Genomic DNA, 12,232 nt, shown 5'->3' on the forward strand with positions numbered 1-12,232 from the left:
TAAAATTTCTCCATTTTTTATAAATTAAATATAAAATTTCAATATTTTTTTTAATATTTTTACAAGGGTTTATGACCTTTTGCTGATATAACCGCTTATTTACAGATTTAAACTTTTTTAATATTCTTTTTCCCGCTCCAGCCTAAATTTTACCGATGCCTTCAAATATTTTAAATATTTTTCATCATCACACATAACTTTCCCTTCCACATCACTTAATTTAGCAACTGGTCTAGCATTTACATATTGAAGTTTGATTACAATATTTAATGGTTTTTCTTTTGTGTCATTAGTCACAAATGTTCCAATTCCAAAAGAAATTTTTACTTTATCTTTAAAAGTCTGATAAATCTTTTCAGCTTCATCAAAATTTAGTGAATCACTGAACAAAAGTGTCTTTGTCTTTGGATCTATTCCATATTTTTCGTAGTGATTCAATATTTTTTCAGCCCAAATATATGGATCTCCCGAGTCATGCCGTACTCCTGTATAGTTATTTACCATGCTTCTGTCAAAATCCCTTAAAAATAAGTCTGTTGTTATCGTGTCGGTAAGTGCTGTGCCGTTATCTCCCTTGTATTCGTCATACCAGTCTTTTAATGCGTAATGATTTGTGTAAGATAGCGGAATTGAGTCGATTCCCTGATACATTTGGACATATTCGTGTGCATAAGTTCCAATTGGCACTAAGTTGTATTTCATTGCCAAAAATACATTGGAAGTTCCGACCATATTTTGAGTTTCACAGGATAATTTTTTTACTACTTCTTCCTGCCATTCTCTTGAAAGTCTTCTTCTGCAGCCAAATTCAGCAAATTTAAAATTATATTTTTTATTTTTAAAATCCAAAATTTTTTTCTCCAATTTTTCTTTTGCAGAAATAAGCAATTCATCATAATTAAATTTCATTCTAAAATACACTTCGTTAATAATTTCAAGCAAGTAAATTTCAAATTGCATAGCACTAAAAAGCGGACCTTTAACAATTACTCTAAGTTTTCCATTTTCAAGTACCATAGTTACATAATCTCTAATTGGATGCCACAGTCTTAAAAACTCGACGTAATCTGATTTTATAAATCTTATTGAACGTAAATAATTTAATTCTTCGTCTTTAAAACGTAAGCTGCATAAATAATCAATTTGCTCATTTATTTCTTCCAACATTTCTTGCGTAAAGGAAATTTCTGGAGTTCGACATTTAAAGTGATATTCTCCGACTAAATCCGTATGTTTGTGAAAGATTACCTGATTCATATTAAATTTATAAAAATCCGTATCTAGTAAAGATGTTATAATAGGTTTTAATTTCATTTTATTCATCTCCCTTTTTATATTTTGGCATAGGTAGTATTTTATGCAAATTAATTTTATGCAAATAATCTATTTTTTCTTTTACTTTTAAATCTGAAATATCACCTGTTCTTATATATTCATCCAAAATTTTATAGCTGAATCCTAATTTTTCTTCATCAGATTTACCGCTCATCCCGTCTTCAGGCACTTTTTTCAAAAACATTTCAGGAAGTCCAAGTTCAGCTCCAAGTTTTCGCACTTCGGTTTTTGTAAAATCAGAAATTGGAGAAAAATCCCCCGCAGCATCTCCAAATTTTGTTGAATAACCCACAAAATCTTCCGACAAATTACAAGTATTAGCCACTCTCCCGCCAACAATGGCAGAAATCCCATAAAGCACAGCCATCCGTATTCTGGCAGGCTGATTAGTCTTGTAGGCATCAAATTCATCAGGATTTACTCCCGTTTGCTGCGAAATTAATTCTTTTAAGTCATTCACAGGCTTTTCAACATTTATTTCATAATGCTTTATTTTCAAAAACTCAACTAATTTTTTGGAATAATCAATATCATGTTGCATACCTTTTGGCATAAGAACTCCTATCACATTTTCCTTTCCTAAAGCCGCTACACAAAGTGCTGTCACGACTGAAGAATCTGTTCCTCCTGAAATTCCTACAACTGCCTTACAGTTTTTTCCATTTTCTTCAAAATATTTTTTTATCCATTCGATAACTTTTTCTTTTTCATTTTTCATAAAATCACCTCTTTATTTTATTATACCTGGAAGTTTTACGAATGACAAGATTTGTGAAAAAATTTATAAAATAATATTTGAATTAGACTTTTCTAATGATAAATACAGTATGTTATATTTTAAAAAATGTATAATTTAAGAAAATTCAGAATTAAGAAGATTTAAAAAAGAAGGAAAAAAGAAGAAAAATGAATAAAGTGAATAAAAATATAATGGCATTGATAGAGAATTTGCTTTTGATAAATAAAAATATATTTGCAGATTTGTTAATTGATAATTTTAGCAGTATCATATTTGAAGAAGTTTTTTTTAATAATGTAAAATCAAATAAAAGTTTTTTTGAAAAAAAGATTGAAATTATTGCAGAAATAAAAAAAGGAAATAAAAAAATTTTAAAAAAATTGATAAATTTTAATAACGAATATGTTAAAAAGAATTATTTAAATTTGTCGGAAAAAAAGTATTTGGAAGAATTTAGGAAAATCAAAATACGAAAAATTTTTGGGCGTGGAATAAATCCTGAACAAATGATACTTTATATTCTGACTACAAATGATATGGAAGAATATTTAGATTTTTTTAAAAAAGAATATTTGAATTTGAGACAAAATTTGTGTGAAGAAAGTGGTAAAATTTTTGAAAAAGCTCCGTTTTTAAAAAAAATTTTTAAATCTAAAAATTTTCAAGAAGAATTTGAAAATTATTTAGACATAAAATTCAAAAATATAAAAAAAAGAAATTTAGAGAAAATATCAGAAAAATACGATTTAGAATTTGATAAAAAATTAAAATGTTTTTCTATTCCAACAGAATATATTATTTTTTTTGATAAAAAAATAAAAGAATATTTTGAAATGCTAGAAAAATTTAAAATTGGGTTTGAAATTTTTAACGCAAATTTTAGTAAAATGAGTGAGCAGGAAAAAGAAGTAGAAGAATTGATGGCTGAATTGGAAAAACTTGAAGGAGAAAATCTTTTTTTTATTTTGGAACACGATAAACTAGAAATAGAAAATAAAAAACTAAAACAAAATTTGAAAAATCAAGGAGATAATAAACTTGAAAAACTAATTTTAAAACAGCAAAAAGAAATCGAAAAGTTAAAAAATAAAATTGAAAATATGGAGCAGGACGAAAAGATGGAAGTGACTGAAAATATAAATATAAAAGAACTTCCAGAAGAACAAACTTTAAATTTTAAAGATAAAAATATAAAAGTCGTCGGCGGAAAATGGAGTTTACAAAGTATGAAAAAAGCTCAAAAATACGCAGAAGAAACAGAATTTGATATAGAATTTATAAATGCGACAGAAGTTTTTAGAAATTCAGATAAATTAAAAAATTCAGATATAATAATTTTTGATACATCATACAATTCTCATTCCGCTTATTATAAGTTAAAAAGTTATGGATTAAAAATATATCGTATCTCAACTTCAAATTTAGAGAAAATAAAAAAATTAAATTATACTTAAATTATAAAACTAAAAGATGTAGTAAAAAAATTCCAAAGTAGAAAAAACCTGGAAAGAAAACGTTGAAAAAGCAAGGAACAAAAAAGTAAAAAAATTCAAAAAAAGAGTTGACAACGGAAATTTTTTTTGATATAATATATTCCGTCGATTGGGAAAAGGTCGGCGGAAGGACAATGGAAAGAGAAGAAGAAAAAGCAGAGTGATAGATAAGAAAATAGAAGTCAAGGCTTAGCAATAGGCCTCGTCAAGGAACAATAAGGTGAAATATAATGTTGAATGAAGAGTTTGATCCTGGCTCAGGATGAACGCTGACAGAATGCTTAACACATGCAAGTCGATGGGGAAGCGGCGCTTGCGCCGTGGCAACCATGGCGGACGGGTGAGTAACGCGTAAAGAACTTGCCGGATGGACCGGGATAACAGCTGGAAACGGCTGGCAAGACCGGATACTGTGGGCTGGCCGCATGGCTGGCCCATGAAAAGGGATGCCGTCCGAGAGCTTTGCGTCCTATTAGCTGGTTGGTAAGGTGACGGCTTACCAAGGCGATGATAGGTAGCCGGCCTGAGAGGGTGGACGGCCACAAGGGGACTGAGATACGGCCCTTACTCCTACGGGAGGCAGCAGTGGGGAATATTGGACAATGGGGGCAACCCTGATCCAGCAATTCTGTGTGCACGAAGAAGGTTTTCGGATCGTAAAGTGCTTTCAGCAGGGAGGAAGGAAGTGACTGTACCTGCAGAAGAAGCGACGGCTAAATACGTGCCAGCAGCCGCGGTAATACGTATGTCGCGAGCGTTATCCGGAATTATTGGGCATAAAGGGCATCTAGGCGGCCGGGTAAGTCCGGGGTGAAAACTGCTGGCTCAACCAGCAGCCTGCCTTGGAAACTACCCGGCTTGAGTGCTGGAGAGGTGGACGGAACTGCACGAGTAGAGGTGAAATTCGTAGATATGTGCAGGAATGCCGATGATGAAGATAGTTCACTGGACGGCAACTGACGCTGAAGTGCGAAAGCTAGGGGAGCGAACAGGATTAGATACCCTGGTAGTCCTAGCTGTAAACGATGATTACTGGGTGTGGGCATGAAGAGTGTCCGTGCCGAAGCTAATGCGATAAGTAATCCGCCTGGGGAGTACGGCCGCAAGGCTGAAACTCAAAGGAATTGACGGGGACCCGCACAAGCGGTGGAGCATGTGGTTTAATTCGACGCAACGCGAGGAACCTTACCAGATCTTGACATCCTCGGAAGGCGGCGGAGACGCCGCTGTGCCCTCGGGAGCCGAGTGACAGGTGGTGCATGGCTGTCGACAGCTCGTGTCGTGAGATGTTGGGTTAAGTCCCGCAACGAGCGCAACCCCTATCGCTAGTTGCCATCATCAGGTTGGGGACTCTAGCGAGACTGCCTGCGAAGAGCAGGAGGAAGGTGGGGATGACGTCAAGTCATCATGCCCCTTATGATCTGGGCTACACACGTGCTACAATGGCTGGTACAGAGAGATGCGACGCAGCAATGCCAAGCCAACCTCTAAAGCCAGTCCAAGTTCGGATTGAAGCCTGCAACTCGGCTTCATGAAGTTGGAATCGCTAGTAATCGCGGATCAGCAATGCCGCGGTGAATACGTTCTCGGGTCTTGTACACACCGCCCGTCACACCACGAGAGTTGTCTGCACCTGAAGCTGCCGGTCTAACCTTTCGGAAGAAGGCATCTAAGGTGTGGACAGTGATTGGGGTGAAGTCGTAACAAGGTATCCGTACCGGAAGGTGCGGATGGATCACCTCCTTTCTAAGGAGCATGTTTTCCTGCACTTCTTCTTTTGATTTGGGCGTGTAGCTCAGGTGGTTAGAGCACTGTGCTGATAACGCAGGGGTCGCTGGTTCGAGTCCAGCCATGCCCACCATTACTTTTTGGGGATATAGCTCAGTTGGGAGAGCGCTGCCCTTGCAAGGCAGAGGTCAGCGGTTCGAACCCGCTTATCTCCACCAATTTTAAGGACAATGGGAAATGAATAGTAGGTAAAAGATTACAACAAAATAGATTATTCTGTTTGATAAAAAAAGCTAATTAAGAGCACACGGAGGATGCCTGGGCAATAACAGCCGAAGAAGGACGCGATAAGCTGCGATAAGTCAGGCCGAGATGCACATAATCAATGACGCCTGAATCTCCGAATGGGGCAACCCGCATGCTTGAAGAGTATGCACGAGAGTGGTAAGCCTGCGAACTGAAACATCTAAGTAGCAGGAGGAAAAGAAAGTAAAAACGATTCCCTGAGTAGCGGCGAGCGAACGGGGAGAAGCCTAAACCGTGCCGGTGCCAAGCTGGCAGCGTTGCCGGCGCGGGGTTGTGGGATTTCATACGACTGACGCCATAATGTCTAAGTGGCCTGGCAGCAAGTAGAATCAGCTGGAAAGCTGAACCGTAGAAGGTGACAGTCCTGTACACGTAAATGCTGAGCCATGACTTGAAACTCCCGAGTAGCGTCAAGCACGAGGAACTTGGCGTGAATCAGCGTGGACCATATCACGCAAGGCTAAATACTGTTATTGACCGATAGTGAAGAGTACCGTGAGGGAAAGGTGAAAAGAACCCTGTGCAAGGGAGTGAAATAGAATTTGAAACCGTGTGCTTACAAACGGTAGGAGCCCTTCGGGGTGACTGCGTGGATTTTGGTTAATCATCCTGCGAGTTATGATCAGTGGCAAGGCTAATTAATGAAGCCGAAGGGAAACCGAGTCTTAACAGGGCGGCTAAGTCGCTGGTCATAGACGCGAAACCTAGTGATCTAGGCCTGTCCAGGCTGAAGCTGAGGTAAGACTCAGTGGAGGGCCGAACTCACCGCCGTTGAAAAGTTGGGAGATGAGATAGGTCTAGGGGTGAAAAGCCAATCGAACTAGGAAATAGCCCGTTCTCTCCGAAATGCATTTAGGTGCAGCCTGAATCTTAGATAACTGGGGGTAGAGCACTGTATGATCTAGGGGGCGTACTGCTTACCGAAATCAAGCAAACTGCGAATACCATTTATTACTGATTCGGAGTGAGTCCGTGGATGACAAGGTCCGTGGACGAGAGGGGAACAGCCCAGACCACCAGCTAAGGTCCCAAATTATGTCTAAGTGGGAAAGGAGGTGGATATTCACAGACAACCAGGAGGTTGGCTTAGAAGCAGCCATGCCTTGAAAGAGTGCGTAATAGCTCACTGGTCGAGAGTATCTGCGCCGAAGATGTAACGGGGCTGAAGACATAAACCGAAGCTGTGGAAGCGGCCATGCCGCTTGGTAGGAGAGCGTTCTGTAGGTCTGCGAAGGCTGGCCGGAAGGCCTGCTGGAGACATCAGAAGCGAGAATGCAGGAATGAGTAGCGAGAAGGAGGGCGAGAATCCCTCCGGCCGGAAGTCCAAGGTTTCCGGGGGAAGGTTTGTCCGCCCCGGGGAAGTCGGGACCTAAGCGTAAGCAGAGATGTGATTGCGAATGGGAAACAGGTTAATATTCCTGTACCGCTGTCAGTCGCCTGAGTGACGGAGTGACGCAGCAAGGTATGTGAGAAGGCTGACGGAATAGCCTTTCTAAAGGCGTAGCCTGGGCACGCAGGAAAATCCGCGTGCCTAAAGGTGAGACCCTATGGGCAAGTGCTCCTGCACAAGTCACAGATCCTACACTGCCAAGAAAAACTTCTAGCGAGACTGGACAGCGCCCGTACCCTAAACCGACACAGGTGGACAGAGTGAGAAACTTAAGGCCGACAGGATAACTCTAGCTAAGGAACTCTGCAAAATAGCCCCGTAACTTCGGGAGAAGGGGTGCCTGACATACCTGAGGGGAGAAGCGCCTCAAGGGGAAACAGGCCGCAGTGAAGAGTCTCAAGCAACTGTTTACCAAAAACACAGGTCTATGCTAAGCTGGAAGGCGACGTATATGGGCTGACACCTGCCCAGTGCCGGAAGGTTAAGAGGAGGAGTGAGAGCTCCGATTTGAAGCCCCGGTGAACGGCGGCCGTAACTATAACGGTCCTAAGGTAGCGAAATTCCTTGTCGGGTAAGTTCCGACCTGCACGAATGGTGAAATGATTTGAGAGCTGTCTTGGCTGGAGACCTGGTGAAGTTGTAATGCCGGTGAAGATACCGGCTACCTGCAGTAGGACGGAAAGACCCCGTGGAGCTTCACTGCAGCCTGGCATTGGGTTCTGGCAATGTGTGTATAGGATAGTTGGGAGACTGCGAAGTTGAGGCGCCAGCCTCTTCCGAGTCGCTGTTGGAATACCAACCATATGCTGCCGGAATTCTAATCCGCTCGCGGAGACAGTGCTAGGCGGGCAGTTTGACTGGGGCGGTCGCCTCCAAAAGAGTAACGGAGGCGTTCAAAGGTTCCCTCGGGCTGGATGGAAATCAGCCTTCGAGTGCAAACGCATAAGGGAGCTTGACTGCAAGACCGACGGGTCGAGCAGGTACGAAAGTAGGAGTTAGTGATCCGGCGGTCCCTCATGGAAGGGCCGTCGCTCAACGGATAAAAGCTACCCCGGGGATAACAGGCTGATACTTCCCAAGAGTCCATATCGACGGAAGTGTTTGGCACCTCGATGTCGGCTCGTCTCATCCTGGGGCTGGAGAAGGTCCCAAGGGTTGGGCTGTTCGCCCATTAAAGAGGCACGCGAGCTGGGTTCAGAACGTCGTGAGACAGTTCGGTCCCTATCCACTGCAGGCGCTTGAGCACTGAAAAGATCTGACCTTAGTACGAGAGGACCGGGTTGGACAGACCTCTGATGTATCAGCTGTCACGCCAGTGGCACGGCTGAGTAGTCACGTCTGGCCAGGATAATCGCTGAAAGCATCTAAGCGAGAAGCCGGCTTTGAGATGAGTGCTCGCAGTATCCACAGAGAACATGTGGTCGATAGGCTGGGGATGTAAGCGCAGCAATGCGTTCAGTTGACCAGTACTAATATTACTTGGGCTTTTTTAATCTTTTGCTTGCCTGCTATTTATTTCCCATTGCCCTTTACATCCATTCTTGTTTGGTGACCATTGCGGCAGGGATACACCCGGTGACATCCCGAACCCGGCAGTTAAGTCTGCTTGCGCCTACGATACTTGGCATGTGCCAGGGAAAATGGGCAGTCGCCAAACTTTTCTTTTTCTGCGTCTCCGTAGCTCAGCTGGTTAGAGCATCTGACTGTTAATCAGAGGGCCGCTGGTTCGAGCCCAGCCGGGGACGCCATTTTTTATTGAATAAAAAAATACCAACTCTTAGTTCCCTAGAATTGGTAAATTTTATTTTAAAATTTGTTTTTATTCAGCAATTTCAGTTATATTTTTGACTTTGTAATGACCAGCATTATTTATTAAATCAGCGATTAGAATGTCATCCACTTCTTCATTTAAAGTTATTTTTGCATTTTTTTTGTCTAAATTTACTGACACTTCTTCAACTTCTGGAATTGAACACAATGTATCTTCTACTTTCTTTTGGCAGTGTTCACAATGCATTCCTTCAATTTCAATTAATTTTTTTATCATAAAAAACATCTCCATTCATTTTAAACTTTCACTTTTATTATATAAAATTTTATTTTAAAATTCAAGTTTTTTAAAATATTTTCTTTAAATATAAAAAAAGTAATTTTTTATTTAAAATTATTAAAAAAATGGTATAATACTTTTAAGTTGACTTTTTAGAAAAGGAGAGATTATGTATGATTTTACAGCATGTATTGTAACATACAATACTCCAAAAAATGATTTGAAGAAAATAATTAAATGTTTTCAAAAAATTAAATTAAATTTTAAATTATGGATTTCAGATAATTCTGAAAAAGATGATTTGAAAAGTTTTTTTAAGGAAATAGATGATAACCGAATAGAATATATTTTTAATAATTCAAATAAAGGTTTTGGGGCTGGGCATAATGTGGTTATTGATAAATTGATTAACAGTTCTGAAATATCTGAATTTCATTTGATTATTAATGCGGATATTTTTTTTGAGGAAAATATAGTTGAGAAAATTTTTGAGTACATGAAAAGACATAGTGAAATTGGGCAAATTGGTCCTAAAATTAGGGATTTAGAAGGGAATTTCAGCTATACTTGCAGATTGTTTCCAAAACCTTTGAATCTTGTATTTAGAAGGTTTTTACCATTTAAAAATATTGTTTATAAAATGGATTATGATTATGAAATGAGATGGGCAAATTTTGAGAAAATAATGGAAGTTCCGATACTTTCTGGGTGTTTTATTTTTTTAAGAGTTTCGGCATTAAAGGAAATCGGTGGATTTGATGAGAGATATTTTATGTATATGGAAGATTACGATTTGTGCCGAAGAATTGGACAGAAATATAAAGTTGTTTATTATCCAGAAGTCGAGATATTTCATGAGCATGGGAAGGCTTCGTATAAATCGAGAAAAATGATGATGTTTCATGTAAAATCAGCTATTAAGTATTTTAACAAATGGGGATGGTTTTTTGATAAAGAGCGAAAAATTAAAAATGATGAAACTAGAGAAAGATATTTTAAAAAAAATTAAATAATAAGAAGTTTTAAATTTAGAGTATTAAAACATTTCAAGCATAAGTATTAGATTATAAAATTTTTAATTTAATATTTATGCTATTTTTAGTATTTAAAAGAGGAGATATAAATTTTGATCTTTGAATTCAAGGTGATATAATTATAAATATGAGTTATTAGGAGGAAAATAGATGAAAACATATTTAGTAACAGGTGCAGCGGGATTTATTGGGGCAAATTTTTTGAAATATATTTTGAAAAAGTATGAGGGGAAAGAAGATATAAAAGTTATAGTTGTTGATGTATTGACTTATGCAGGAAATTTGGGGACTATTAAAGAGGAAATTAAAGATGCAAGAGTGGAATTTAAAAAAGTTGATATTAGGGATAGGAAAAAAATTGAGAGAGTTTTTTCTGAAAATGATGTTGATTTTGTGGTAAATTTTGCAGCGGAATCGCATGTTGATAGATCGATTGAAAACCCACAAATTTTCCTGGAAACTAATATTTTGGGAACTCAAAATTTGTTGGAAAATGCTAAAAAGGCTTGGACGGTTTCTAAAGATGAGAATGGGTATCCAATTTATAAAGGTGGTGTAAAATATTTGCAAGTTTCTACTGATGAGGTTTATGGAAGTTTGTCAAAAGATTATGAAACAGCGATTGATTTAATAATTGATGACGAAAAAGTAAAAAAAGTTGTAAAAAATCGAACAAATTTGAAAACTTATGGGGATAAATTTTTTACAGAAAAAACAGCAGTCGATCCGAGAAGTCCTTATTCTGCATCAAAAACAGGAGCCGACCATATTGTAATTGCGTATGGAGAAACTTATAAAATGCCGATAAATATTACCAGATGTTCTAATAATTATGGTCCTTATCACTTTCCGGAAAAATTAATTCCTTTGATGATAAAAAATGTGCTTGAAGGTAAAAAGTTGCCTGTTTATGGGAAAGGAGACAATGTAAGGGACTGGCTTTATGTGGAAGATCATTGTAAAGGAATTGACTTAGTTGTGAGAAATGGTAAAGTGGGAGAAATTTACAATATTGGTGGATTCAATGAAGAGCAAAATATTAACATTGTAAAATTGGTAATTGATATTTTAAAAGAAGAAATTTCAAATAACGATGAGTATAAAAAAGTTTTGAAAACGGACTTAGAAAGCGTAAATTATAGTTTGATAACTTATGTTCAGGATAGATTAGGACATGATATGAGATATGCAATTAATCCTTCAAAAATAGCAAAAGAGTTGGGATGGTACCCTGAAACTGATTTTGAAACAGGAATCAGAAAAACTGTCAAATGGTATTTGGAAAATCAAGATTGGGTAAATGAAGTAGCTTCAGGTGATTATCAGAAATATTATGATGAAATGTATGGAAATAAATAGAAAGTTATGAAAAAAGTTATGAAGGAGGAAATTATGAATAATTTCGAAGTAGTTGAAACACCGATAAAAGGTTTAGTAATAATTCAGCCAAAGGTGTTTGGAGATGAAAGAGGATTTTTCTTGGAAACATATAATAAAAAGTCGTTTGAGAAATTGGGACTTACGATGGAATTTGTTCAGGATAATCACTCAAAATCGAAAAAAGGTGTATTGAGAGGATTGCATTTTCAGACTCAAAATACTCAGGGAAAGCTTGTGAGAGTTGCAAAAGGCAGTGTTTACGATGTTGCTGTTGATTTGAGAAAGGATAGCGAAACTTTTGGTAAGTGGTACGGAATTTTGTTGACAGAAGCTAATAAGACTATGTTTTATGTGCCAGAAGGGTTTGCGCATGGATTTTTGACATTGGAAGATGATACGGAATTTATGTATAAATGTACGGATTTGTATTCTCCAGAATATGATAGCGGAATTATGTGGAATGACGAAACTATTGGGATTGACTGGAAATTTGAGGAATTTGGGATTGATCCTAGTGAATTGACAATTTCTGATAAGGATACTAAACATCAGAATTTTGATAGAAATAAGAAATATTTTGAAAAATATTAATGTTGCAAGAGTGTCTAGAATTTTGTATGAACTAATAGAAAATCTAGTAAATTAAGTACTTCGCTATTTTATTTACACAAAAATTTTTACACCCTTAATATTCGTATAGAAGTTCTCATTTTAATAATAAAGTGGGAACTTTTTTTGTGCAAAAATATTTTCATATTTTTATAGTGAATTGTGTTA

Annotated in this window: 7 protein-coding genes, 3 tRNA genes and 3 rRNA genes; 10 read left to right on the forward strand and 3 right to left on the reverse strand. The window is 37.7% G+C overall.

Annotation, left to right across the window (positions count from 1 at the left end):
- Positions 1–117: 117 nt before the first annotated feature.
- Both pncB and nadE read right to left on the reverse strand, forming a co-directional pair.
- Positions 118–1,314: a nicotinate phosphoribosyltransferase gene (pncB, locus tag BCB68_RS03870; RefSeq protein ID WP_094079613.1), complete on the reverse strand. Its 1,197-nt coding sequence runs from the start codon at positions 1,312–1,314 to the stop codon at positions 118–120.
- Between the two features lies 1 nt (position 1,315).
- Positions 1,316–2,053 carry an NAD(+) synthase gene (nadE, locus tag BCB68_RS03875; protein WP_094079614.1) on the reverse strand — a complete coding sequence of 246 codons (738 nt, stop codon included), beginning with the start codon at positions 2,051–2,053 and terminating at the stop codon, positions 1,316–1,318.
- A 188-nt stretch (positions 2,054–2,241) separates the two neighbouring features.
- Here nadE and BCB68_RS03880 point away from each other — a divergent pair, with 188 nt between their 5' ends.
- The 7 genes from BCB68_RS03880 to BCB68_RS03910 all read left to right on the forward strand — a co-directional run bounded on the left by BCB68_RS03880 (position 2,242) and on the right by BCB68_RS03910 (position 8,739).
- A complete protein-coding gene (locus tag BCB68_RS03880) occupies positions 2,242–3,528 on the forward strand; it encodes a hypothetical protein (RefSeq protein ID WP_094079615.1) in 1,287 nt (428 codons plus the stop codon).
- A 273-nt stretch (positions 3,529–3,801) separates the two neighbouring features.
- Positions 3,802–5,313 (forward strand): 16S ribosomal RNA (locus BCB68_RS03885).
- A 38-nt stretch (positions 5,314–5,351) separates the two neighbouring features.
- Positions 5,352–5,428: transfer RNA gene (locus BCB68_RS03890), tRNA-Ile, on the forward strand.
- Between the two features lie 9 nt (positions 5,429–5,437).
- A tRNA-Ala gene (locus BCB68_RS03895) sits at positions 5,438–5,513 on the forward strand.
- Positions 5,514–5,581: 68 nt separating this feature from the next.
- Positions 5,582–8,484, forward strand: a 23S ribosomal RNA gene (locus BCB68_RS03900).
- A 51-nt stretch (positions 8,485–8,535) separates the two neighbouring features.
- A 5S ribosomal RNA gene (rrf, locus tag BCB68_RS03905) occupies positions 8,536–8,648 on the forward strand.
- Together the 16S, 23S and 5S rRNA genes with 3 tRNA genes alongside form the textbook arrangement of a ribosomal RNA operon.
- Positions 8,649–8,662: 14 nt before the next feature.
- Positions 8,663–8,739: transfer RNA gene (locus BCB68_RS03910), tRNA-Asn, on the forward strand.
- Between the two features lie 71 nt (positions 8,740–8,810).
- On the opposite strand, the gene BCB68_RS03915 is transcribed toward BCB68_RS03910, so the two are convergent.
- Entirely contained in the window at positions 8,811–9,038 is a 228-nt protein-coding gene (locus tag BCB68_RS03915) for a heavy-metal-associated domain-containing protein (protein ID WP_094079616.1), read from the reverse strand.
- Between the two features lie 172 nt (positions 9,039–9,210).
- On the opposite strand from BCB68_RS03915, the gene BCB68_RS03920 reads away from it, so the two are divergent.
- The 3 genes from BCB68_RS03920 (at position 9,211) to rfbC (ending at position 12,046) form a co-directional block, all read left to right on the forward strand.
- Entirely contained in the window at positions 9,211–10,050 is an 840-nt protein-coding gene (locus BCB68_RS03920) for a glycosyltransferase family 2 protein (protein WP_094079617.1), read from the forward strand.
- 175 nt (positions 10,051–10,225) lie between these two features.
- The gene (locus tag BCB68_RS03925) at positions 10,226–11,434 is read left to right on the forward strand and encodes a dTDP-glucose 4,6-dehydratase (RefSeq protein WP_094079618.1); all 1,209 of its coding nucleotides are present in this window, start codon (positions 10,226–10,228) and stop codon (positions 11,432–11,434) included.
- Positions 11,435–11,467: 33 nt separating this feature from the next.
- Positions 11,468–12,046 (forward strand): dTDP-4-dehydrorhamnose 3,5-epimerase, encoded by a 579-nt coding sequence (gene rfbC, locus BCB68_RS03930; RefSeq protein ID WP_094079619.1) that lies wholly within the window; start codon positions 11,468–11,470, stop codon positions 12,044–12,046.
- Positions 12,047–12,232: the final 186 nt, after the last annotated feature.

This window comes from Leptotrichia sp. oral taxon 498 (genome assembly GCF_002240055.1).
GTDB classification, from domain to species: Bacteria; Fusobacteriota; Fusobacteriia; order Fusobacteriales; family Leptotrichiaceae; genus Leptotrichia; species Leptotrichia rugosa.